Consider the following 22,635-nt stretch of genomic DNA (forward strand, 5'->3'; position numbering starts at 1 on the left):
ATTCTGTGACGCCGGTCTTCGGACCGGCTTTTTTCATGCCAAATTGGAGGAGGAACTATGGACGTCGCCGAGGTGATGGATTCGATCGAGTCTTCGCTGACGGGCCTTTTCAGCCAGATGGAGATCGCCGAGGAGGAAATTGAGCTGGCGCAGAAGCGCCACGGTGAACCGCTGCTGCTCCGGGACACTGATGGACGGCCGGTCAACATGGACGAGATGGGTCCGATCTGGCATTCGTTCCGACTACTGGGCCCCGATCCAGACCGCGGATTTCCGGAACGGATGGAAACCGAGCTGCTCTACCGGCAGCACTGCGCCGAGCTGCTGGATCGCGTGGCCGAAGGGTTGGACACTCGCGCCGCCACGGGGGCGGAGCTGGTCATTGCGTTGTCGGAGGCGAGCATGGTGGCTCCGCTGACCAGCTCGGGCGCGGGGCTCTACCTGAAGCTGATGACGCGCTACTTCCCCGAGACGCTCGGGGCTTCCTTCGAGGAGGTCGGCCTGGAGGTGAAGGACTACCAGAAGCTCCACGGTCAGCAGATGGAGCAGGACGAGCTGTTCCTGAGGAAGAAGCTCCGTCAGGACTGGCGGGTGCAGAAGTGAGCGACGAAAGCCCGCCCGACCTCGTCAAGAGCAGGGCACCCACAGTGTGGGATGTGGTTCGATGGCCTGAGTACTACATCAGCGGGCCTGGACGACAGCAGGCCGGGGAGACGCGGTGCGATCATGGGTACAAGCTCACGGACTCCTGCCCCGGCTGTGACGTGGACAAGGAAGACCTCCGGGAGAAGCTGAACAAGTAATCCGTAAACGACGAAACCGCCCCTAGCCAACATGGGCTAGGGGCTTTGTTTTAGAAACTAAAGGGAGAAACAGGATGGCTACTGAGATCAAGACGCTTCTGCTCGACGACATTGACGGCTCCGAGGCCAAGGAGACGATCACCTTCAGCTTGGACGGGGAAAGTTTCGAGATCGACCTGAACGACAAGAACGCGGCGAAGCTGCGTAAGGCCCTGCACCCCTTCATGGAGAAGGGACGTCGGCAGAAGGCCACCAGGCGACCGGCTGGGACGAGCAAGCCCGACGCCAGTCGGGAGCGGAACCAGGAGATTCGGCAGTGGGCGAAGGACAAGGGGATTAAGGTAAACGAGCGGGGCCGGATCCCGATCCACATCGTGCAGCGCTACGAGGCCGCGAACTCCTGAGGAGGAAGACCGTTGGATCGATCATCGCTACGCGATCAAGTCCAGCGAGCCGTCGATGCCAGCGATGGTGAGTACGGCATCGACAGCTTGGACCACGACGAGTTCTGGACAATCGTGTTCGACCACAGCATCGATTGAGGGTGCCATGAGTACACACGAGATCAGTCACCTCGACACCATTGAGATCGTTCTCCCGCGAGAGACCGGTCACGCGACCGTCCGAGTCACGGGTAGCGGGGAGATCCTCATCAACGTCATCGATGACGACGGGAACGAGAAGGGCTTCTTCGCCAAGATCGACGACATCGTGAAGTCTCCCGAGGAGTTGGGCGCCTAGTCCAGAAACGAGAAAAGCGGGGCACCCCTTCGGGGGTGCCCCTTTCTCTTAGTTCCTATTTCCCACTGAAGTAGTAGGAAATCACAAGAACCCGCGCCGGATTTTCGACGGGATTACAGCTTGTCCTTCACGTAGGCCACAACCGTTCCGACCACGGCCAGGCGGAGAGTCTCCATCAGGCTCGGTAGGTCGAACTCGCCCTCGACGGGCACGGTCACGAGGACTGTCGCCACAGTCGAGAACACGGCAGCGAGCAGACCAACGGCAAGGGCGATACCTACACGCTTCACGCGGGACACCGACTCGGAAGTCAGCTCCCCATCGTCCAGGACGTCGAAGGCGACGTCCTTAGCAGTGTCCTTCAGTTCACTCATTCGGACTCCTCAGATTGAGATAGATCACGTCAGGCCGGGCGTCCCACACGAGGACGCATGGGACGCCAAGCAGCAAAAGCAAGATGACGGTGACGAGGATCGGATGCGCCTTCAGTAGGCGCATCATGTGACCGGCGACTCCCATGTGGCACGCCAGGTGTTCGGGCCAACGATGCCGTCAACCGACAGACCCTTCTCGGCCTGGAAGCGACGACACACGGTCTTCGAGGCAGGGCCGTACCAACCGTCAACGGCGATGTCCCAACCGCGGTCCTTCATCCGCTGCTGCCACTTACGGCACGTCTCCGTCTTACGAAGAGGCGGGTACTGGAGCATCGGGCCGGGGAAGGCGGGAGCCTTCTCGGTCTTCGGCTTGGGCTTCGGGGTAGCGGGCTTGCTGGGTGCAGGGGTATCCAGCTCCCAGTCGGGACGGCCGTAGCCGGCCACTGTGGAGGCGTCGCGGACACGACGCTTCACAGCGTCGGAAGTGTTGGCCTCAATGGTCTGGATTCGGCCATCGCCGAGAACCTTCTCAATGATTCCAACGTGGTCGATGGCACCAACGGAGTTGGTTGCTCCCCAGTCAAAGAAGACGATGTCGCCGGGCTTCGCCTTCTTCAGGTTGGCGACCGTTCCTGTGTACCAGCGCTTGGCCTTCTGGAAGTCCTGCGCGTGCCAAACCGTGTAGGCGCGATCTCCGCCTGGGAGGACGGCCGAGGCGTTGCCGCTGTGCCGGGCCCAGTAGGTGATGGCCATGTCGCACCACGCAGCGCGCAGGAACGCGTCCCCGTGGCGGTTGGCGTATTCCTTAGTGATCTTGTTTGGACGGCCCGAGAGACCGATGTCGGCACGAGCCACCTTGAGCAGGTCGGTTGGACCAGCCATCAGCTTCCCACCCCTCGGAAGAAACCGTTCTCGTCCGGAATGCCGTACAGCTCCCGGAGAACCTCCTCTTCGTTCTCGACGGTGCGATCAGCACCGTTCTTTGGCTCCACAGGGAGCCCTTCGTTTTCGGCCATTTGGCCTCCTCACTTCACGAATGTCTGCGCTACGAAAAGGGCGACGGCGACCACCGCCGCGATAAGGGCGGAGGTCACGTTTGGCGAGACCTTGTCTTGCTTGTCCTTCTCAATCGCCCGGATGCGGATCTCGTGATCCGCCTGCTCTTCCCGGGTATCCGCTAGGAGTGTGGCGATTTCCGCGAGCTTCTCCGCAACCTTGCTTAGCTGCCTATTCGTTTCGATCTGCTGCTCGTAGAACTTCTCTTGGAGAGCAGAGAACTTGTCCTCTGTCAACGGAATCCTTGGGCGTGAAAAGGCCGCCCTTCTTCTCTGAGGAAGGGCGGCCGTTGAGACTTGGTTCTTACGCAGCCACGAGGGCGACGGTGTATCCGCCTGCGTCGCCAGCGGTAACGTTCGCCGTGGCCGTGGCCAGAGGAACGGTCTGCGGAGTGGCGACAGTCTGACCGGTGGCCATCATTCCGATGGACGTCGGAACGCCTCCGTACTGCTCGCGCCTGAGGGTCGCAGTGGCGTCATTCTTGGTAAGTGATGTGATCGTCGAACCACGGCCCCAGTAGAAGCGTGCGACAACGGCGGGCGCCGAGTTCACAGCCAGGGCTGGAGCAACAAAGTTCCCGTTGATGTCGTCAACGGTGCCGTCCGAATCCAGCACCGTCGCGGCTGTGTAGCCCAGGACGATGCACGACATCAGCGCAGCCGTTCCCGTAAGCGTGAAGGTGTTCGAAGCGATCTCCGCAGCCTGCGCCACATACAGTGCAGACCTGGAGCCGGAGGCTCCATAGCTTCGGAGCAGTGTCCATCCCGCAGGAGGCGTCATGGTCCCCTGCGTGTTCCAGCCGATGCAGGCAACGAGAGTGTCTCCGTCTGTCGCTGGCAGCGTGATGGAAGTGGAGTTCACCGATAGGCCGTCAGCATCGACGAAGGTCGGTGCCTCGGTAGCGTCAGGAACGACAGTTCCACCCTGGAGAGGTGACCACCCACCCGTTACACGCATATTCAGCGTTGGCGGAGTCGTCCCAGGGTTGATCCAAAGGTCTCCAGGCTCTGCCTGGAGAGGCTTGGGACCCGTGAATACCCTGGCATTACCAATGTTCGGTGCGTAGACCGTACCGTCCGCCGCGAATCCCGCCATCGGAATGTTATTCAGGTCGGCGACCTGGAACGCGTCGTTCGTCTGTCCATTCAGAAGACGAATACGAACAGGGACCCTTGTCGGAGCGGAAGGGATGACCCGCAGCTCTCCATACTCGTTGAAGTATCCAGTGCGCTCCCAAACAGGAGCTGCATCGGTACCCGTGTTGTAGAAAATGGCGAAGGTATCTGGAGCACTCGGCCTATCACCCGCAGGAATCCGAATGTTCAGAGCCTGTGTGGTGACGTTTCCGTCCGGGATACGAATCGAGCTTCCACCCGCTGTCAGTACGACGTCGCCAGGGTCTAGGACGTCACCGGGCTCCGGTGCGCCTGGGGCGACCTCTGTGTAGACCGGCTCGACGAGAATGCTCCTCATGATGATGATGATCTGAACGCCGGCTCGGTCGCTTCGGTGCATGGTGCGGACAAAGTAGGTCTCACCGGGAGTCAGCCCGGAGATCAGCTTGCGCCTAGTCGAGCCCGACCAATACTCCATCTGCTGTCCGGCAGCGTCATCAACATTCGGAGCGACGACTACCGCTCCAGAGGCATTCTCTTCTCGAATCTCGAATCCGCAGTAAGCGGACGAGCTACCCTGCGCCTCAAGCTGGGCGTAGACGGTGATGAAGACCTGCCCCGAAGGCGGAGCCTCGAATGTCGTGGACACCTGAGGAGAACCCGCAATCCACGCAGTAGACGTGGTCTGCTGGGTAGCGGAGGAACCTGCTTCCTTTACTTCAATCCGCTCCGAAGAGATCGGGTACCAAGGCGACCAGAAGGGCTGACCATTGGAGTCGAGCTTGCCCAGGAAAACAGTTCCAGCGCCATCGGCGCTGGCGTCATAGATCATCCCGCCCGGCGAGGCCGGAGGCATCGCGGTAGGTAGGTAGGGACGGACCCGGTTGCCGATGAACCACCTGGCGTCGGTAGCCGTTCCCCAGTCCTCCGCAGTGACCTCAGCGGCCGGGGGCTGTGTCCACAGGCCGATCGGGCAGCGGTCGGGGCCGACGTTGCTTCCGTTCTGCTCGGTCAGCAGGACGGGGGTGATGGTCTTGGTCACCTCGTCGAGCTGGAGCACGACGAGGTCTGTGCGATCAGTGGCACCCGCGTTGGCAACGGTACTGATGACCTTCGGAGCTGTCAGTCGGTAGTGGAAACCGGAAACCTGAGCGTCGCCAACGTTGACCTGAATAGTGTTGGGTTCGGGGCCTGGCTCAATGGTCAGATCAGTTGTGCCGGGATGACCGTAAACGCCGGTGTCCTGGTAGCCCTCGGTCATCGCTGCCCAGTCCTCTTCGGTTACAAAGGCGCCGGGACCGGTGGAAAAAGGGTAAGCCTTCTCAGTCATCAAATTCTCTCATTCGTCTTCTCAACCAGCCTCCGCAGCCTTCGCAGTTCCCGGTAGACATAGGGCGTGCTCGAACTGGACTCTGTTCCGATGGTCGGCTTGATCGTCCACATTTCCTCGGCCTTGCAGCCGAGGCGAACTTCCTGGACCTGCTGTCGCAGGACTCCATCGGAGTCCGGGATGTTGGGGGGAAGAATGGAAGTGTCGATCAGAACTCGGACGACGTTTCCGATGCCGTAATGGACACCGAAGGTGCACGTCGGAATGTCCTGGACATCAAGACTGATCTGACCCTTGACGCCGTTCTCCACGAAATACACCGTGGCGGCCGTGTCGAACTTCAGATCCTCGACGCTGTTGTTGGGCGGCTCGGGCATGACGCCACCAACGACATTCGGGTGCCACTTCGTGTCACGCACATCGGCGTAAGCCTCGGTGGTGCGGTTCCAATAAGCCTCAATGGCCTCTCGACCCCAACCCGGATCCGACCATCCGGGAGGGTTGTGGAGGTTGTTCTTGACGTAGCGGTAGTACCTTCGCGGATTGGCGTCAGTAGGGGTCGCACCCGAGAGGGTGACCCTGGTAGCTGAAGGGGCCTCGGAGACAATCTGCTGGCCGACGAGGTTTCCAACCTGCTCGTCGAAGACGACCGTCCCCGACTTGTCCGTAGCTGGAGCCACCCGAAGATGGATCTTCTCCGTCGTTGGATCCCAGTAGAAGCGGGTGTCGAGGTTGGCCCTCCGGCTCAGCTCGAATACCGGCTCCGCAATGGACTTCAGGTGAATCCCCGAGAAGCCCTTCCACAGATCGTCGTTCGGCAGTGATGTAGCAGACGATGGAGCTTCGTTGGGCAGCTCCATGAAGGGAATCCTGCGACTCAGATCGTTGAAAGTGTCAACGTACGGAATCTTGAAATTCTGTAGGACCAGATGCCAGATCCACTCTGCGGAGTTCTCAGCAACGAGGCTCAGGGTCGAGCCAATCTGAAGCTCGCCGTCCCAGTCACCCTCTGTCTCCCGATTCCAGGTGTCCTCCGCATCGTTTCGGGCAATGCGCTCGTCGAACCACATGTTGTCGCACGAGCCGTTAACGGTGAGTGTTCCGGGGTCGTCCTTGGTCTTCGTTGACTTGATGGACGTGATCGGGCCAGTGAAAACCGGTGTGGTCTGTCCCTCAATGAAGATGACGACGCCGCGGCCTGGCTTGATAAGCCTGGCCTGTGTGGAACTGGACGGCATCTCGATCGTGAATGAACCGATGGCAAGGTGGCGGATGATGGCCTCGACGGAGTTGTACTCATCCAGTTCAGCGATCAGGGGCATTCGCCAATCGGGGTTCTTGGGAGCCTCCCTTAGGTACACTCGAAACTCGCTCATCACATCCCCAGGTACTTCGTGCGGTAGGTGAAAGAAGCTGCGCCTGGTTCCGTGGTGAGGCCGTCAATTGAGACCGTGTTGACACCGGGGTCGATGTACCAGAAGCGGGGGTTGGTCCCCAGAGCGCTCCAGGTGATGTCCACTCCTGCGGAGGTGGAAAGCTTCACCTGCCCGGGTGTGGTGACGAGCGTCGCCGTCTCCCCGGCTTCGAGCTGGAGGCCGTCGATGACCAGCGACTCTTCGGGGCTGTAGTTGGTCTCCGCCCGGACCAGGGCGAACGGTTCATTGATCGGTCCCTGGAGGTGCCACGTGGGCTTGACGCTCACCGAGCCCGGATAGAAGAAAGAAGTCTCAGACACGAAGGTCGGCGCGGGGGAGACCTTGAAGCCGCCCGTCAGTCCGTCAACGGAGACGAACTCCTCGCCCTCGGGCGGGAAGAAGGGGACCTGCTCCTCGAAGGTCAGGAAGTCGATTCGTGTGTCCTCGCGGGCTCGGAACCATGGGTCGGTGCTCCGCAGGATGAGGCCGTACTTGAGATGACGTAGCCCCGCTACGTCCTGGTCCTCATCGCCCTCAAGGCCGGACTTGTAGTAGACCTCGATCTCTCGCTGGGGCTCAGGGGTATCGGCCTCGTCGTATTCCGCTGTGACGAGACGAGCCATGCGTCGAGCCATCCGGGACGGTGGCAGCGCCTCCAGGAGACGGCGCTTGGTGGCAACCAGCTCGGGGCGGGAGTCCCCGACGAGAGTGAGGGGGAGGAAAATCTCCCTAGCTAGAGCCCTCTGGGCTCGGGGGAACTCGCCATCACGAGCCGGGTACTCGTCGGCCTGGACGTCCCAGGGCGGCATGTCGAGCCCCTTGGCTCCCTTACGAAGCCAGATGGAGCCGTGGAGGTCCCCCATGGCCAGGAGGGGAATCTGAGAGCCGTCAACCCCTTCCAGGGTGACCATGGGGAACTGATCCACGGTGAATCTCCTTATGCTGCATAAAGCGCGTCCGCGTAGGAAAGCGCTGTGACAATCGTCTTTTCAGTGGGCACATACGGCGCCGCATCGACCTGGACGTTGTAGGTCGGTCCGCTGTCCGATTCGGTACGAGTCGAGATGCGCATCAGCTCACGGAGCTGGTTGTCCGCGCCGCGCTTCCACGCGGTGAAGAACGCGCTTCCGGACTCATCGGTCGCCGCTGCCATTGGCTGGAACTCCGCCGTTACCGGCTCCGACAGAGCGGTGAACGTGGTGAAGTTCTGAGGCACGAAGTTCTGCGGAACGAGGTTGTTCGGCGCAGGCACATTCTGTGTCTGGACATTCACACGAGCGGTGACGGTTGTGTTCAGCCGGCGAAGCTGCGCGAGCATTCGCTCAACCGAGCTTCGGACCGACGATTCCGCCTGACTCATGGACGAGCGGATGGAGGCTACAAAGGCCGTCAGTCGCCCGTAGGCGGCCGACCTACTTACCAGGCTCCGAAGAGTGGCAAGCATGTTGTTCGTCCAGTCACGGACGGACTGAGCGGCTAGAACCATGTATCCCGAGACTCGTCCCGCGAATACCGAGAACTGCCCACCCGTCTGGCCTGCGGAGGCCGATAGTCCCGAGAGCTGCATGGAGGCGTTGTTAGCCGAAGCTCCTGCTCGGTTGAGGGAGGTGGCTAGTCCACTGCTTCCGGCATTGAGACGAACGACAGCGCTAGCGGCCCTGCTGGCGTTTCCAGCCACCTGGCCCATCTGCCAGCCCGCCCAGGCGGCCTGTGCGCCGACCCTGTTCAGGATCCAGTTGAGCCAGTTGGCCTGCGCGTTGAACTGCTGGACGAAGCCGGTCATCAGAGCAACTTGCCCGCCAAGAATCTGCATTGGGGTGTTCAGCCCGACGATTTCATTGCTGAGTAGCCGGAACTGCTGGACAGCTCCCTGCACACCCTGGGCGACCTTCTGGCGGAACACTTCCATGCCCTGCCAGGTCTGGAATGCAGCCGTGGAGCTGAGAAGAGTCTTCTGCATTTCCGTTGGCAGCTTCGCGAATGACGCGGCGATCTTAGGCGTCATCGACGCCATGATCTGGTTGATCTGCTCCATCTTCGCCTGGAACTGCTCCGGCGTGCGGGACTCCTCCATGGCGGCCTGAACAATGCCAGGCAGCCGGCCGAAGTTCTGCTGGAATGCCTCGACGGCCTGAGCCGACTTGAGCTGAGAGCTGTTAACCAGCAGGCCGAGCTGCTCGTCGATCTTCTTGATGACAGAATCATCGACGTTGACGCCTTCAGCCTTTAGGGCGGCGATCAGGTTGTTCCGGATCTTCTCGCGGAAACGATCCGAGTCCGCCATCAGCTTGTTCATCTGATTCTTGATGGCGATGAGCGATGAGTTACCCGAAGCGTCGATCTGCTTGGAAACCTGATCCCACGACTTCTTCCACTCGCCCGAGACCTTTCCGCCTGCGTCCTCCCACTGCTGACTTAGTGTGATCAGCTTCTGTCCGAGACCCTTAACGTGGGCGCTCATCTTGTCGTCGGCGAAGGACAGCATGATTCCCAGGCGGTTCTGGTAATTGTTGATGCCCTTAGAGATGTTGGCAGTGTGCCTACCAACCGATGCGTCGAGCTGGCGGAGACCGATGTTTACTCGGTCGCGAGCCGACTTCTCCTGGCGGACGACCTTCCGGAACTCATTGACAGAGAGATCGATACCGCTATCGATCGTTCCCGAAAGCTTTTCCCACTCGTTCTTCATGGTGGAGAACGAATTCCCGATAATCCCTGTGATCTGGGTTCCCCACTTGAGCAGGACACTTCCGAGCTTGATGATTCCAGAAGTGATGTTCGCCAGACCCTGAACGACATCGGGATCGTCCAGCGCGTCGCCGAGATTGTTAATCGCCTCAGCCAGGGCATCGAAGATTCCCGGCGCCATCTGGGCGAAAGCGGTCGCAATCTTGTGGATGCCAGGAGTGGCATCGCGAATGGCATCACCCAGACTCGACGCAGCGAGAGTGAATGTCCGGGAGTTGGTCGAGAAGGTGTCGAACAGTGCCACGAAGGCATTGGTGAAGGACTCGATTACCGCAGGCGAGAACGTAGCGAACTCGCCCATCCAACGAGCCAGGGCCGCCTGGATCCGGTCGAGACCGGATACTAGGAAGTTGAACCCGGTAGCGAACGCTGGAGCGTACTGGGAAAGGTTGCTAGCGAACCCGCCGATGACGGATCCAAGCCCGGCGATTCCCAGCGAGAAGATCCTCATGGAACCGCTGGAGTTCAGCCTGTCGAGAGCCGCGTTCACTCCTGCTAGGGAGTTGAGCGCGAAATCCTTCAGACCAGAACGCAGCGGACGCAGGGCCTTAGCCGACTGATCGAAGGCTGACGAGAGCTGCTTGTAGAGGGGCGTGCCCTTCTTCAGGTTCCTGTTCAGCCCTACAATCGAATCGGAGAAGAGATCGACCAGCGGCTGCGCTACGGTCAGCAGCGTGCTACGGAGGGTCTTTCCCAGCTCCGCGAACTGCTTCTTGACCTTGTCGTTCTCATCTCCCATGGAGATGAGGGCTGCTGTGACACCAGCGAAGATCGCTGGAAGCGCGAGAAGCGCGGCAGCGCCTACAACCACGGAACCGATAGCGGCAACGGCACCAATAGCGGCGACGATCAGGGCGCCGAGCGTGTTGATTACCGCAACGAGAATTCCGACGACCACACCAATGGCCAGTAGCGAAGCTACGACCTGGGCGATCACGGTGGCGAGGTTGCCCATCCTGCCTGTGGTGCCGCCGACAGCGCTGGCTAGGTTGCCGAAGACTCGCTGTCCGAGATTTCCGAACTGGCCCATGGCGCTGAACGCAAGAGAGATTCCCCTGAGGACTCCCGCGAGGGCGGCACGGGCGACATTTCCGACACCAGAGAAGACGTTTCCGAAGAGACGTCCGAGACGGCCTAGCCGGTCCCTATCGACATCGACCTCAACCTCGATGCGGTGATTCCGCATCCGGAGCATCTCGAAGACGCGGTTGATGCGGTCGTAATCAATGTCAACATCGACGTCCAGGCGCTCACGACGGATACGAGCCAGCTCCCGACGAAGCAGGCCGATCTTCCGGTAGAAGTTCTCCGTCTCAAGCTCAACCTCGACGGGAATCGGGCGACCGAGCTTGCGATACTCACGCTCCAGGACACGGAAGCCCTGCCGAAGCCGCCTTTGCAGCTCGTTCTCACGAGCAAGCCTGTCCCTGTCGGTCTGCTCCTGGATCCTCCGTGCCTCGCGGAGGCTCTGGATCAGGTCGAAATTCCGCCTCAGCTCCTGGCCGGCCTCCTTGAAGTCCCTGCCAAGAGATCCGATCCACCTGCGGATGTCGCGGATGTTCCGAGGATCGACCTCGACCTCGACGAGGATCTCGTTGTTGCGGCCGAGGGCCCGCAGCTTGGTGCGAAGGTTCTTATCGTCGAAGTCCAGGTTGATTCGCTGGATTCGACTGCGGTCTAGGTCAGCAAGTCGGTTGAGGGCCTCATCCCCGATGAAGCGGTACCGGATCTTGGCAGTCCGGTTTCGAGCCACCCGATTCAGCGCTGCCTCAGCCCGGCCTGTATCCGCATCGGCCTGAACGTTCGTCTCGCGAGGACGAGAAAGGGCGTCTAGCTTCGCCTCAACCTCACCGAGGTTGAGGTTGACCTTCATGTCGAGCTGCTTGTTGCGCTTCTGAGCGACGAACCTGTTGAGCTTGGTCTGCGCAGCGCGCGTGTCCAGCTCGACGCGCATCTTCAGATTGCGGAAGCGCTTCTGAAGCTTCTTGAGCTTCGTCTCAGCGGCACGGGTATCAAGCTCGACTCGCATGTCGATGTCGCGCTTGTCGTACTTCTTGAGGAGCTTCTCTACTTCACGGGTGAAGCCATCGGTATCCGGGACGACCTTGATGTTGATACGGCCGTGTTCGCTACCGCCGGGTCCGGCCATGGGGCGTCCTCCCTATCTAGTTCTTGGGGGCAGGGATGACAGCTCCGGGGCCGATTTCCTGCTTCTCTAGTGGCTCTCCTCTAAGCGCAGCCAGCAGTGGGTTAGGCAGGCGGTTCTCGTCCTGCTTGCGCTTTGCATCGCCGGGCCTTGGGAATGGCTCGGGCTTCTTAGGTGTCTTCTTGCTGTTGACCGTGACGAAGTACCAGGACAGAACCTGAATGGCGTCGATGACGCTCGCCAGCATTTCCGAGTTCCGGTTCCATCCGATCCACTCGGCACCGCCCCTCAGGGCGGTCATGAACGAGGACTCCGGTGGGAGGTGCTCCAAGAGGGCGAGGCAATAGCGCGGAGAAAGCTTGCCTGTCACCAGGTCGTGAATGTCGATCCGGTGATACCTGGAAAGGTCAGAAGCTATCTCCGCGCCGTACTCGTCGATCAGCTCTCGGAGTCGGAGGCTTCCCCCGCCTCCGGGTCACTCTCCAGCCATGCCTCAAGAATGCGAACTCGGACCGTAGGAGGCAGATCCTTAACGGACGCGTCCCACTCCGTCTTCTTGTCAGCAGCGGCCTTCATGATGCGGTCGATCGCATCGACTCGCTTCTCGAAATCCGAGTCCTCGTCGGTGACGGTCGGTAGAAGCGCGTTCACAACCTTGGTCTCGGCATCGTTCAGCAGGTTGATCGGGCGAAGAAGGATGTTCTTCCCATTCTTCCCGACGAACGTCAGACCCTTTTCCTGGTACTCCCTCTCCAGGTCCGCTACCAGGTCGTCGTACTTTAGAGTAGCCATTTGTAAGTCCAATCGAGTAGGTGTGTGGGTTTGAAAAACCCCCCGAGCGCGCCACCCACTGAGCGCGCCCGAGGGGCAGTCGTTTTGAACCGATCAGTTCAAAATCAGATCAAGAAAGAGAGATGCGCTGGCTGATCTCGCCCTGGCCCGCTACGCCAGTGCCGTAGGTCTGAGCGCCGAGAATGGTCGCCCGGACAGGCATCTCCGACAGGGCCGCAGGGTCATAGGTGATGGAGTCAGCACCGATGATGGAAACCTTCTTGAAGTGCTGGGAAACCAGGTGCTGGCCGTCCACGGCCAGGACCAGCAGGGCCTTTTCCTGCGCCACTGGCGAGTCAGGAATAACGAAGGACTGGTCTGGCGCCACGCCAATGACGGTTCCGCCGCCGTAGTAGAGCTGGTATGTCTCTAGCGTGAAGGAAGCGAGATTGATCGTTACCGAGTAGGTGCGAGTCGGGTTTGTGGTGCGGAGGTTGGCTGTCTGCCAAGTTCCCAGGGTCTCTGGGTCGTCACCATCGGAGGTGAACTCAAGGCCATTCTCAAGCGAGGTGTGGCCTACGGCCTTCCACAGTGGAGTGGAAGGCGGACCCGGATCCTGCATCTCCGCGCCCCAAGTAGTGGGGTCGGTGTAGTCGAAACCAGTGTCGATGGTCGGCTTCGCGGTTCCAACGTTGGCGACATAGACGTAACCGGTCGCCGGGTTCATAGCGTTATCGGGCAGAACTGCCATTAACGCTCTCCTTTCAAGGAAGAAGCGGTGCGGAGGTAAGCCGGAACATGCCCTCGTAAAGGACCGAATCCGGGTGCTTACTCGTCAGGCCCTCGTACTGGTATCCAAGGGGGCTGAGTTCTCGCACCTTCGTAAGGACCCCCGGCGTGGTTGCAGCGGGGACGTTTTGGTTTGTGTACCTATTGAGGCAGGCCGTCTTGAGGGCCTTCTCGACATGCCGAATGGCTGTGTTTCCGGATGCCTGGTCAAGGGCGTAGACCTTGACAACTACGTCACGGACTTGGAGACGGACGGAGTTGACAGGTGCGCCGCCGTTCCACTTCACAGTGATGAACGGCATCAAATCCGCCCAGTCGAGGGGCGGCTTGACGAATACCCGAGTCGCAATCTCCGGTGGAACGTATTCGAGTAGCGCGTCCTGGACCAGACGGTCAATGTCAGGCATTAGGGGGACGTCAGTGATCAAAGGATCTCCCTTAGTAGGTGAATTCCCTCGACACGCTCGCTGGTCTCACGACCCCACAGCACCTTGAAGTGACCGAACTCAAGAGGAACCGAATACCCGGCCGTAGCCGAAACCCAGTAGTCCTTGTCATTGGCACGGCGGACGTTGATGCTTCCGATGAAATTTCCGCTGTCCACGTGGCCCCCGGCCACAGCAGCGGCAATCCACTTAGCCTTGAACTCCTCGGCGGTCGCTCGAACCGCCTGGTTGACGACAGGCATTCCGGCTACGTATTCATCGTCGATGTAGAGTTCGTAGCTCATACATCTCCCCGTAGCTCGATGGTTGCCTTCCAGAACTGATTGCGCTTCCAGATCCAAAGCTCGGGCTGGTCCACAACGGTCCATTCCCTGCCGCGCACTTCAACGCGCGTCCACCGGTCGAACCGAAGGGACGGGTCGTACTTGACGTAAAGGAACATTCGCGCCACTTCAGCGAAGCCCTGCTCCTGGTACCTCTGATTCAGAGCCCAGCCAGCACCCGAGAAAGAAGCGGGGATTGGAATGCCCTTGACGGTGACTGGAGCGCCCTCAGGCGGTTCATAAGCGCCGTTAGGAAGTCGTGCGGCCTTACCGGGCTTCTGGCCTCGGTAGCCGTCGTCGAGAAGGACGAGGGGCCAAATGACGATGTCCTCGGTGGCCCTGTCTAGGAGTGCCATGGGACCCCCTAGACCTGGTAGTTCGTGTAGAGGGCGCGCGTCCAGGGTGAGGTGTCGTCGTCATAGCGCCAGCGAGCCCGCCACTTGTAGTGACCGGACACAGAGGGAGCCGGGTAGATGACCCGCCATGCGGGGTAGCCGCCGTCAGAGATGTCGAGCGACTCAACGAAGACGTGGTCAGCCCAGGTCCACCCATCGGGGGACGTCTGGAACTGGACGAGGCCCTCTTCGAGCGTGCGGCCGAGGATGATGATGTTGTCCGGCCAGTGGACGAGGTCTGAGACCTCGAAGTAGGGCTCGGGCAGGGCCGGGCCGCGAAGCGGAGAGACCAGGCGGAGACTGGACGCACGAGGTGTGGTCCACCTCAGGTAGGCGTCGAGCGCTGCCAGGGAGCTGGCCGAGAGGATCTCGTTGGTGCCGACGAATCCGGTTCCCAGGTCGCCGATCCGCTCGTCATCGATACCGGGATCGACGTTGAGCATCCTCCGGACCTCGATCAGGGCAACAGCCTTGATGGCTCCGGGAACGGGATCGGTGAAGGTGCGTCGGCAATACGCCTCGATCGAGTCGGAGACGTTCTGAATGAAGGACTCGACACGCGTTAGGGCATCGCCGGTATAGGTCTGTCCGGTCTGGACGCTGACTTCAGCAGCAGTGATTAGCATTGGGAACTCCCCAGATAGCGGGGAGGGACCCCTCGAAAGGGGTCCCGTCCCAAAGTCGAATCAGGCAGCCGGCGGAACGATCTCGGTACGAGTCGCCACAACCATCTGCTCGGTACGGATCGCCTTGGCGTCGTAGACCAGGCGCGACTTCACGGCCGAGGTGAAGTCCTCCTGCGGCTGGTACGCCTGCATCTCTGCAAGAGGCAGAACCATCGAAATGGCGTTGGTCGAACCCATCACCATGGAGAACTTCGCCGCGCCAGTGTGAAGCGGCTGAACCAGCTTCTTGGTACGGACCGAGGAAGTGTTCTCAAGGGTGTTGGAGACCATGACCGGCACGCCAAGGATCTGGCCGATAGCGCCAGTAGGCATCACGGCCCCGCCACCCCAGTGAGCGGCGTCGATGAACGCTTCTGTCTTCAGCAGCTCGGCGCGAACCGAAGGCGCGATGATCAGGTAACGGTCCTGTGGAGCGTGGTTGAGGTCCAGCTCCGTCAGCATGTCCACGATCGTTGTGTAGATCGCGTTAGCAGTTCCCGGAATGACCTTCTGCGCAATCGAGCCGTGCAGAGCAGGGATTGCATTGAAGTCCGCCAGGACGGTCGGAACGACGGCCGAAGGGCTGGCGTTGAGGTCCTTTCCAAGGACCGCGGCCTGGATGGTCTGCGCCACTAGCGCGTCGATCGCGTACGCAGTCTTACGAGCACGCTGGGAAACCAGGTTGCTCATCAGGTCGATTCCGGCCTGAGTCTGTAGCTGGTGGAGCGAATCCACGTGGAAGCGGAACGACGAACCCTTTTGAACCGTCATCTTGATGTACTCAAGAGCGGCCTTGTCCATCTCATTCGAGGCAAACGAATCGTACGCCTGCTTGAGACCGAAGTCGTTCACGGTGTCAAGGAAGTGGGGGATATGGATTACATCTCCACCGCGCTTGAACTCGCCCTCGTAGTTCCGGTTAGTGATTGTGGCAGAACCTAGAACAAGCGACCCCTCAAGGTCGTTTAGAAGCTGGCTCGTCCAAATCTTCGGAATGAAGAGGTTGTTAGTAGTCTGAAGCGGATGCCCAACCGCGGAATCGGTGTAGACACCACCTGTAAAGGCTTCAGCCATAGGTGCGTTTCTCCTTTAAGCGCACACAACAAAGGCCCTACGGGATTCCCGTAGGGCCTCGCAGTGTTAAGGGGGTCTTAGAGCTGTCCCCGCATCAGCGCATCTAGCCGGCCTTCCTCGCGCGCCTTATTGATCTGGGCGGGAGTCATTCGTTCCAGGTCGGCGTAAGAGAGCTGTCCAGCGTTGCTGTTGCTCTGGGCGCCGATGTTCAGATCGGCTGCTGTCTTCTCAAACTTGCGCTTGCCGCCGGAGAGGGAAGAAAGAAGTTCAAGGTTGGGCTCACCTTCAGGGGTGAACACCTTGTTGGGGTCTAGGAGGCCAAGGACCTCCTCAGGGACGCCAGCCGTGGCGGCAGCGGCCTTGAGCTTCAGGCTCTTGACCTCTGCGTCGGACTCAGCCTTCCCGGCCTCTCGTCCACGCTGCTCGGCTTCACGGACCGCCCGCTCCGTCTCGGAAAGGTTGGCAGTCTCGTAGTCCTGGACCTTCTTCCAAAGGTCCTTCTTCTCGCCCTCTTCCTTGCGCATCAGGGACTTGTACTTTTCACGGTCGTTCTTCAGCTCGGCAATCTCGGCCAGGGCCTCTTCAAGGGACTGAGGCCCCTTCGGGGCATCGTCCGCCGGCTGGTTGTTAGCCTCTCCCGTAGTAGCCGGGGAAGTAGGCTGGGTGTCACTCATTCAGTTAGCTCCATCTCGGAAAAGGAAACGAACGTAGGCATCTCGCCTACGTTCGTGTTAGTGACTGGTTGCTAGATTGCCTAGCGAGACGCCTTCTCCTTCTGGCGTTCGGCTGTAGCCGACTTAGGAGACGACGAAGACTTGTTGGCACCATTAGCGCCAGGAGCACCGGGAGTACCCGGAGCAGGCATTAGCTTGTGCTCTCCGTACTTCTTCTGAAGCTCGAAGTCGCGCTTCATCTCTTCCTCGCGCATCTGATCGAAACGCGCGATGGTCTGAGGCGAGTAGCCATAGTCCTCCCAAAGCTGACGCTTCGGGATCTCCAGTGTTTCCTTGGCCTTGCCAAGGGCATCCACGAGAGCGGACATCTGACGGTGCTCTGGATCGCCCCAGATGACTTCGGCATCCCATGCCTCTGCTCGGGCATCGCCCTTCACTTCAAAGGCGAGGCGAAGCGCCTCTTCCCACGACTCACCGAAGTGAAGCATTCGCTCTCGTGCCTTAGCTACGAGGCCCGCTTCAGCGGCGGTAATGGACTCACCCGAAGGTGCCTGTCCGCCGTTCAGAAGGAAGTAGTGAAATGGCACACGGCTCTGCGAAGCCATGTGCTGGACGAGCATGTCAATGAGCTTGACGTAGTTTCCCAGATCGGCAGCCGAGAACTCGTGGACACCAACGTTCTCGCCATCAAAGGCGAGAATCCTGTCAATGTAGGCCTTGAGCATCGCCTGACGCTCTTCATTCGTGTCCTCGAACGGTTCAAGGCCGGTTAGAACACGCTGAGGGAACGCAGCAAACTCACTGGCTACGATCGCGTCGGCACTTACCTTGTTGATCGCGTCCTGCACAGGAATGATCCCGGCCAGCTCCGAGAAGGGCTTCTGCTTCAGCCTCTTGCGGTTGAGGAGGGGAACGATAGGCACGCGGCCTAGGGGGTTACTGGAACCCTGCGGAGTGCCCCAGGTCTCCTTGCCTCGCTCAGAGGTGTAGACACCATCGGGAAGCCAAAGAGTGGCGTGGACTACGCCCCAGTCATCGGTGAACTCGCGGTAGCCGGCCTCCAGCTTGCGCCTCGAACCGGGCGCATACTGGACGGTGACCTCAGTCGCAGACTCAGGGGTGATGACCGGCTCGTCATCGTCGTCGCCCCAGACAATGAGGTAGGACGATCCCTGCACTAGCGCATCGATATGCGCCGCGTTCGAGTCGGCGTCGAGGAAGTTCTTCTGCCAAATCTGCTGGGCGTCCTCGTCGGCGGCCTCCTCGGGGCCCATCCGGAAGCCCTGGACGACCAGACGCTCACTGATCGAATCGACGATCAGCGAACAGAAGTTGTCCTTGTAATTCCTGAATAGCTCTCCGAAGATTTCCTGAAACTTCTTCTGCGCATAGGAAAGGGGCGTGCTCTCCGCATCGTAGTAGTTAGCGAACTTCCTGCCCTGGGCTTCCTGCGTGTGCAGCTTCCCGGACATGTAGTCGATCCACTGGATGGGGTTTTGTGGCTTGTGTATGACGGCCTCCTTTCCTAGCTAGTAAGTGCGCATTCGGGCCTTGCGGCGGATCTTCATTCGGCCATCTGCGATGGCCTCACCACGGGCGGCGTATGCCAGGACCGCCGCCATCGCGGCGTCGATCTTCTTCTTGGAGCCCTTGGATTCCTTGGTGATGAGAACGCCCTGGGGGACCTCGAAGGTCACGGCGTTAGTGATGTGCTGGCGCAGGATCTTGTCGCCGTCATGGCAGATCTCATTGCCTAGAAGAACGGCGGTATGAAAGCGCTCGATCGCGGCGGCCATCTGCTTGACGCGCTGAGGCGGGAACTCGAAGACGATGTCCCGGCCTTCCTTATCCAGCTCCTTGAAGTCAAGCGACCAGAAACCAATCTGGTTCTGCCACTGGTTGGGGTCACAGTAGACCCACTCGACCTTGTAGGTCTCGTTGGCGAGCCTCATGGCTCGGTCCACGAGGAACGGGTTAACCTGCCAGTCCTCGTCCCGTTCGTCCTTTTCCTGAATGTGGATCAGGAACAGCTTCCCGTCGCGGAGACGGCAGCCGACAATGGCTGTGGAATCGGACCGGAGGGAGCCGTCGAAGCCGATGGCGATCTGGTCGCCCGGCTTGATCGGGTCGTTCCGATCGAAAAGGCTCTCCCACGTGTACTTGTCGATCCAGTTGTCTGCCGATTCCATGATTTGGTTGCAGTAGAATCGGTAAAAGACCGCCTTCGGGGTGAGCGGGTCTGTAGCCTTCGAAACCAGACCAGTGACGGGAGCCCAGTAGGAATCTCCGTACGCGTCCCGGAGGGCCGCAAGAACAGCCTCAGAGTCCGTCAGGTCCTCTACAGGAGCACCTTCACGGCAGTCGTAGAGAAGCTCTGGGAAGTCCTGTAGGAACTTCTCATAGGTCCGCTGAGCGACGCTCTCCTCATTTGGGTTGAAGGCGTTGGTCGTCTGCATCAAGCGCGAGCCATCGGCCATCGTCTTGTCAGCGTTACGCTGAAGCGTCTCAAAGACGGTGGGGCCGCCATTCGAGGAGACCCAGTGATGGGTCTCATCGCAAATGACAAAGGTCGGACGGGCACCCTCAAGTCCACGAGAGGACGAGGCAACTGGCTCAATGCGACCAGGCCGGCCGTCAAGGAACTGGATCCGCTCCTTGCCGATGTCGAGCCCGTAGACGTGCTCGGCGGGACTTTCCGAGAGCATTCCCCGGATCATGTCGCGGGTCTGCTCGGTCTGGTCTAGAGAGGTGGCAGCGATCTGCACGACGGGCAGCGGAACAGGAATGCCGATGGGCATTCCCTTGTCGTCTCGGCCACCGAAGCGACAAGGACCGATGAACTCGATGATCGCCAGAGCGGCGAGCAGGGGAGTCTTCCCCCAACCCTTCGAGCGACGGAGGCTGACCTCTCGATACAGCCAAGGACTGTCCTCTTCCGTGACAGTCGCCTCGTCCTTGATCGCGTAGGCCCAGAGAATGAAGCGCTTCTGCTCGGCGGTGAACTGCCACGGCTCGCCAGCATGGCGGCCGTCAGGGTGGACGATGTAGGTCTCACACCAGCGGAGAATCTGATATCCGAGAGTGTCCTTCGGATGCGGAACGCCCTTGGGAAGATTTCCGGTCTGCGGTTCCCAGTCCATTGGGTACGCCACCGGTCACCCCCTTAGTCGTCGTTTAGTTCCGCAAACAGCTCCAGGTCTGCTTCGATGGTTGGCGGTTCGTCTTCTTGGTTCTTCTGGGCGCTCTTGAGCGCATTGACCTTCAGTCGCATACGGTCACCGATGGTTGCCCCGAGCAGGCTTTCGCACTGGCGAAGCTCGGCTGCCACGAAGTGAGAGCCGGTCTTGATGAACTTCTCGTGCAGTCGTGCCATACGGCGAAGCGTCAGCCAGTCGGTAGGCATGAACCACTGCGCCTGCTCGCTGTCCGCCCATACGTCGAAGTAGAGCTGCGTCTCGGCGGAGAACGAGCTGCGGTTGGGGAGCTTGGTGAGACGCTTGTCAATCGGGCCTGCGTACTCCACCAGGTGCGAGGTGTCCACGAGGTTGCGACGAACCGCGTTCGCCTTGGCCGGCCTGCCTCTTGCCATGCGACACCTCCCCCGTGTGCGTGTGGATGAAAGAACTAAGTGGTGACCCCGGCGGGAATCGAACCCGCACCACGAGGGTGAGAACCTCGCAACCTCCCGTTAGTCCACGGGGCCGTGGCTCCAGGACAAGGATTCGAACCTCGATTGCCGGGTTCAGAGCCCGGCGTCCTACCGTTAGACGATCCTGGAATGAGTTGGCTAGGCAGGAGTCGAACCCGCACCTTGCGCTTTAGGAGAGCGACGCTCTGTCCATTGAGCTACTAGCCAGCGGAGAATCAGGGATTCGAACCCCGGACGGTTTTACCCGCGACGGCCTAGCAAGCCGCTGCCATACCATTTGACGAATTCTCCATGGAGCCCCACACCGGAGTTGAACCGGTATCCTCTGATTGGAAGTCAGACATCATTGCCGTTAGACCAGTAGGGCAAGTACACTCTTTGGCTCCGCCGCATGTATGTCTGCGGACTTTGACGGGTAGAGTGCGGACCTTTGAGCCCCTACGAGGTGCTGCCCCCCGCTTTCCTGCTTACAAGGCAGGTACATTCGCTGATATGTTATAAGGGCTGGTTTTCCCACCAGGACCCATAGTCCCTCCATCTCCTCAGGGTGCTACCCCTCGGATTAACGGGAACGCGGAAAGCGGAGGACTCGAACCCCAACAGCAATGCCATCCACCCGTTTTCGAGACGGGGGCCGCACCCACAGGCGACATCACTTTCCATCGCACGTCGATATTTTTACACGCCTCGACGGCGGGGCGAGAGTTGGTCATGTGGGAATTGAACCCACCATCTTCCGCGTATCAGACGGATGCTTTCACCACTAAGCTAATGACCAAGTGGAGCCTGAGAGATTCGAACTCTCGGCCTCTGGTTTGCAAGACCAGCGCTCTAACCATCTGAGCTAAGGCCCCATGTACTTTCCTGCGCAAGACCTACCGCAGAACGGTCCGGCCTTGCCTTGCTTCCTGTTGTGTCGCACCTTGCGAGCTTCCTTCTTTGAAGGCGTCTCACAGACAGGGCAGATGAACTCATACCACTCGACGCTCAACCTCAGAGCTGCACTCTTCTTTGCGTTCTCAGAACGAGTGAGCACGGCAAGGTTGCTGAGATCGTCGTTGGTCTTGTCCTCGTCGATGTGGTCAACGGTTTCGTCCGTGTCGAGCACCCGGCCGAGATGCTGTTCCATCAGGTGCCGGGAGTAGAGCTTGGTTGTGCGCTTGCCGTTGTCAGTAAGAACCACGTACCTACGCCCGGCAAGCGGTCCACTGTTGTGGACGTAAGGGCCGTTGACCCTGAGCATAGACACGATCCTTTCGAAGTAGGCTCGGAGGGACTCGAACCCTCACTACACGGTTTCTAAGACCGCTCTCTCTACCATTGGAGTACGAGCCTAAGAAAATATGGGGTTGGTGGATTCGAACCACCTCGCGTACCGCAGAGCCAGCCGCTTTCCCATGTGTCCGCGTCCGGACGCCCCGCCCGCCGTCGCGGGCTTTGCTGACCATGCAGGACTCGAACCTGCACCACCGGGATTAACAGTCCCGCGCACTACCTAGTTATGCTAATGGCCATTGAAGAGAAAATGAGGGGGCGCTAGCTTCCCCCTCATCATGATGTAGGTCCACCAGGATTCGAACCTGGACAACTCCGGGTAAGAGCCGGATGCACTGGCCGTTATGCTATAGACCCATGACGTAGGCTGTACCGTGCTACGCCCCACGGGAGGGGATTTACAGAACCCTCAGTGTGACTCCCAGGAATCGAACCTGAGACCTGCCGGGCTTCAACCGGCCGCTCTTCCAACTGAGCTAGAGCCACATGGAAGCGCCAACGAGATTCGAACTCGTATGAAGCAGGGTTGCAATCTGCTGCCTCACCATTCAGCCATGGCGCTTCGGCGATCCGTACCGGATTCGAACCGGCAACCTTCGGCGTGACAAGCCGATGCTCTAACCTGATTGAGCTAACAGACCGAGAGTACCCGTTCCAGGATTCGAACCCGGATTCCGAGGTTCGTAGCCTCGTGCTCTATCCGTTGAACTAAACGGGCATAGAGCAGGCGGAGCCTGCTCCAAGAGGGGACAACCTACGTTGTCCCTGAGGGTGACCAGAGGGAGTTGAACCCTCGCCTACAGGATCACAACCTGTCGTGCAAACCCTTTACACCTTGGCCAC

At 59.9% G+C, this 22,635-nt stretch carries 25 protein-coding genes and 15 tRNA genes; 4 read left to right on the forward strand and 36 right to left on the reverse strand.

Annotated features, from left to right (window positions below):
* Positions 1-57: 57 nt before the first annotated feature.
* From E1264_RS03465 to E1264_RS03480, 4 genes are all read left to right on the forward strand, one after another.
* Complete coding sequence (locus E1264_RS03465) at positions 58-603, forward strand: hypothetical protein (RefSeq protein WP_132169491.1); 546 nt, start codon at positions 58-60, stop codon at positions 601-603.
* Complete coding sequence (locus tag E1264_RS03470; RefSeq protein WP_132169493.1) at positions 600-803, forward strand: hypothetical protein; 204 nt, start codon at positions 600-602, stop codon at positions 801-803. The genes E1264_RS03465 and E1264_RS03470 overlap by 4 nt, the downstream gene beginning before the upstream one ends.
* 74 nt (positions 804-877) lie before the next feature.
* Positions 878-1,207, forward strand: a complete 330-nt coding sequence (locus E1264_RS03475) for an Lsr2 family protein (RefSeq protein WP_132169495.1) — start codon at positions 878-880, stop codon at positions 1,205-1,207.
* A 145-nt stretch (positions 1,208-1,352) separates the two neighbouring features.
* Positions 1,353-1,544 (forward strand): hypothetical protein, encoded by a 192-nt coding sequence (locus tag E1264_RS03480; protein ID WP_132169497.1) that lies wholly within the window; start codon positions 1,353-1,355, stop codon positions 1,542-1,544.
* 113 nt (positions 1,545-1,657) lie between these two features.
* On the opposite strand, the gene E1264_RS03485 is transcribed toward E1264_RS03480, so the two are convergent.
* The 36 genes from E1264_RS03485 to E1264_RS43010 all read right to left on the reverse strand — a co-directional run bounded on the left by E1264_RS03485 (position 1,658) and on the right by E1264_RS43010 (position 22,635).
* Entirely contained in the window at positions 1,658-1,918 is a 261-nt protein-coding gene (locus tag E1264_RS03485) for a hypothetical protein (protein WP_132169499.1), read from the reverse strand.
* A 123-nt stretch (positions 1,919-2,041) separates the two neighbouring features.
* Positions 2,042-2,803 carry a peptidoglycan-binding protein gene (locus tag E1264_RS45085; RefSeq protein ID WP_243710722.1) on the reverse strand — a complete coding sequence of 254 codons (762 nt, stop codon included), beginning with the start codon at positions 2,801-2,803 and terminating at the stop codon, positions 2,042-2,044.
* Positions 2,803-2,937 carry a hypothetical protein gene (locus tag E1264_RS45850; protein WP_279489683.1) on the reverse strand — a complete coding sequence of 45 codons (135 nt, stop codon included), beginning with the start codon at positions 2,935-2,937 and terminating at the stop codon, positions 2,803-2,805. Before E1264_RS45850 ends, E1264_RS45085 begins: the two co-directional genes overlap by 1 nt.
* 9 nt (positions 2,938-2,946) lie before the next feature.
* The gene (locus E1264_RS03500) at positions 2,947-3,213 is read right to left on the reverse strand and encodes a hypothetical protein (RefSeq protein ID WP_132169501.1); all 267 of its coding nucleotides are present in this window, start codon (positions 3,211-3,213) and stop codon (positions 2,947-2,949) included.
* A gap of 67 nt (positions 3,214-3,280) precedes the next feature.
* Complete coding sequence (locus E1264_RS03505; RefSeq protein WP_132169503.1) at positions 3,281-5,422, reverse strand: hypothetical protein; 2,142 nt, start codon at positions 5,420-5,422, stop codon at positions 3,281-3,283.
* Positions 5,422-6,798, reverse strand: a complete 1,377-nt coding sequence (locus E1264_RS03510; protein ID WP_132169505.1) for a hypothetical protein — start codon at positions 6,796-6,798, stop codon at positions 5,422-5,424. Before E1264_RS03510 ends, E1264_RS03505 begins: the two co-directional genes overlap by 1 nt.
* On the reverse strand, positions 6,798-7,763 hold the full coding sequence (locus E1264_RS03515) for a hypothetical protein (protein WP_132169506.1): 966 nt from the start codon (positions 7,761-7,763) through the stop codon (positions 6,798-6,800). Before E1264_RS03515 ends, E1264_RS03510 begins: the two co-directional genes overlap by 1 nt.
* 11 nt (positions 7,764-7,774) lie before the next feature.
* A complete protein-coding gene (locus E1264_RS03520) occupies positions 7,775-11,734 on the reverse strand; it encodes a hypothetical protein (protein WP_132169508.1) in 3,960 nt (1,319 codons plus the stop codon).
* 16 nt (positions 11,735-11,750) lie between these two features.
* On the reverse strand, positions 11,751-12,032 hold the full coding sequence (locus E1264_RS03525) for a hypothetical protein (protein WP_132169510.1): 282 nt from the start codon (positions 12,030-12,032) through the stop codon (positions 11,751-11,753).
* A gap of 137 nt (positions 12,033-12,169) precedes the next feature.
* A complete protein-coding gene (locus E1264_RS03530; protein WP_132169512.1) occupies positions 12,170-12,523 on the reverse strand; it encodes a hypothetical protein in 354 nt (117 codons plus the stop codon).
* Positions 12,524-12,632: 109 nt separating this feature from the next.
* On the reverse strand, positions 12,633-13,253 hold the full coding sequence (locus E1264_RS03535) for a hypothetical protein (RefSeq protein ID WP_132169514.1): 621 nt from the start codon (positions 13,251-13,253) through the stop codon (positions 12,633-12,635).
* Positions 13,254-13,266: 13 nt separating this feature from the next.
* On the reverse strand, positions 13,267-13,719 hold the full coding sequence (locus E1264_RS03540; RefSeq protein WP_132169516.1) for a hypothetical protein: 453 nt from the start codon (positions 13,717-13,719) through the stop codon (positions 13,267-13,269).
* Positions 13,716-14,021 carry a DUF5403 family protein gene (locus E1264_RS03545; RefSeq protein WP_132169518.1) on the reverse strand — a complete coding sequence of 102 codons (306 nt, stop codon included), beginning with the start codon at positions 14,019-14,021 and terminating at the stop codon, positions 13,716-13,718. The genes E1264_RS03540 and E1264_RS03545 overlap by 4 nt, the downstream gene beginning before the upstream one ends.
* Entirely contained in the window at positions 14,018-14,416 is a 399-nt protein-coding gene (locus E1264_RS03550; RefSeq protein WP_132169520.1) for a hypothetical protein, read from the reverse strand. Before E1264_RS03550 ends, E1264_RS03545 begins: the two co-directional genes overlap by 4 nt.
* Before the next feature lie 8 nt (positions 14,417-14,424).
* Positions 14,425-15,081 (reverse strand): hypothetical protein, encoded by a 657-nt coding sequence (locus E1264_RS03555; RefSeq protein WP_132169522.1) that lies wholly within the window; start codon positions 15,079-15,081, stop codon positions 14,425-14,427.
* 60 nt (positions 15,082-15,141) lie between these two features.
* A complete protein-coding gene (locus E1264_RS03560) occupies positions 15,142-16,194 on the reverse strand; it encodes a hypothetical protein (protein WP_132169524.1) in 1,053 nt (350 codons plus the stop codon).
* Between the two features lie 77 nt (positions 16,195-16,271).
* On the reverse strand, positions 16,272-16,868 hold the full coding sequence (locus E1264_RS03565) for a hypothetical protein (RefSeq protein ID WP_132169526.1): 597 nt from the start codon (positions 16,866-16,868) through the stop codon (positions 16,272-16,274).
* A gap of 80 nt (positions 16,869-16,948) precedes the next feature.
* The gene (locus E1264_RS03570; protein WP_132169528.1) at positions 16,949-18,340 is read right to left on the reverse strand and encodes a phage portal protein; all 1,392 of its coding nucleotides are present in this window, start codon (positions 18,338-18,340) and stop codon (positions 16,949-16,951) included.
* Between the two features lie 57 nt (positions 18,341-18,397).
* Complete coding sequence (locus tag E1264_RS03575; RefSeq protein WP_207935696.1) at positions 18,398-20,008, reverse strand: terminase large subunit; 1,611 nt, start codon at positions 20,006-20,008, stop codon at positions 18,398-18,400.
* 23 nt (positions 20,009-20,031) lie between these two features.
* Positions 20,032-20,457 carry a hypothetical protein gene (locus E1264_RS03580; protein WP_132169530.1) on the reverse strand — a complete coding sequence of 142 codons (426 nt, stop codon included), beginning with the start codon at positions 20,455-20,457 and terminating at the stop codon, positions 20,032-20,034.
* Positions 20,458-20,497: 40 nt separating this feature from the next.
* Positions 20,498-20,571, reverse strand: a tRNA-Glu gene (locus E1264_RS03585).
* Between the two features lies 1 nt (position 20,572).
* A tRNA-Gln gene (locus tag E1264_RS03590) sits at positions 20,573-20,646 on the reverse strand.
* Between the two features lie 5 nt (positions 20,647-20,651).
* A tRNA-Arg gene (locus E1264_RS03595) sits at positions 20,652-20,724 on the reverse strand.
* A gap of 1 nt (position 20,725) precedes the next feature.
* Positions 20,726-20,808 (reverse strand) — tRNA-Ser (locus E1264_RS03600).
* A 1-nt stretch (position 20,809) separates the two neighbouring features.
* Positions 20,810-20,884: transfer RNA gene (locus E1264_RS03605), tRNA-Gly, on the reverse strand.
* Positions 20,885-21,222: 338 nt separating this feature from the next.
* Positions 21,223-21,295 (reverse strand) — tRNA-Ile (locus E1264_RS03610).
* A 2-nt stretch (positions 21,296-21,297) separates the two neighbouring features.
* A tRNA-Ala gene (locus tag E1264_RS03615) sits at positions 21,298-21,371 on the reverse strand.
* Positions 21,362-21,760 carry an HNH endonuclease gene (locus E1264_RS03620; protein ID WP_132169532.1) on the reverse strand — a complete coding sequence of 133 codons (399 nt, stop codon included), beginning with the start codon at positions 21,758-21,760 and terminating at the stop codon, positions 21,362-21,364. The genes E1264_RS03615 and E1264_RS03620 overlap by 10 nt, the downstream gene beginning before the upstream one ends.
* 19 nt (positions 21,761-21,779) lie before the next feature.
* A tRNA-Leu gene (locus E1264_RS03625) sits at positions 21,780-21,852 on the reverse strand.
* Positions 21,853-21,957: 105 nt separating this feature from the next.
* A tRNA-Asn gene (locus tag E1264_RS03630) sits at positions 21,958-22,031 on the reverse strand.
* A 45-nt stretch (positions 22,032-22,076) separates the two neighbouring features.
* Positions 22,077-22,149: transfer RNA gene (locus tag E1264_RS03635), tRNA-Lys, on the reverse strand.
* Between the two features lie 56 nt (positions 22,150-22,205).
* Positions 22,206-22,278: transfer RNA gene (locus tag E1264_RS03640), tRNA-Phe, on the reverse strand.
* A gap of 1 nt (position 22,279) precedes the next feature.
* Positions 22,280-22,354: transfer RNA gene (locus E1264_RS03645), tRNA-Cys, on the reverse strand.
* Between the two features lie 4 nt (positions 22,355-22,358).
* Positions 22,359-22,433: transfer RNA gene (locus E1264_RS03650), tRNA-Asp, on the reverse strand.
* Positions 22,434-22,438: 5 nt separating this feature from the next.
* Positions 22,439-22,510, reverse strand: a tRNA-Arg gene (locus E1264_RS03655).
* Positions 22,511-22,562: 52 nt separating this feature from the next.
* Positions 22,563-22,635 (reverse strand) — tRNA-His (locus tag E1264_RS43010).

Origin of the sequence: Actinomadura sp. KC216 (assembly GCF_004348535.1) — a bacterium.
Lineage (GTDB): Bacteria > Actinomycetota > Actinomycetes > Streptosporangiales > Streptosporangiaceae > Spirillospora.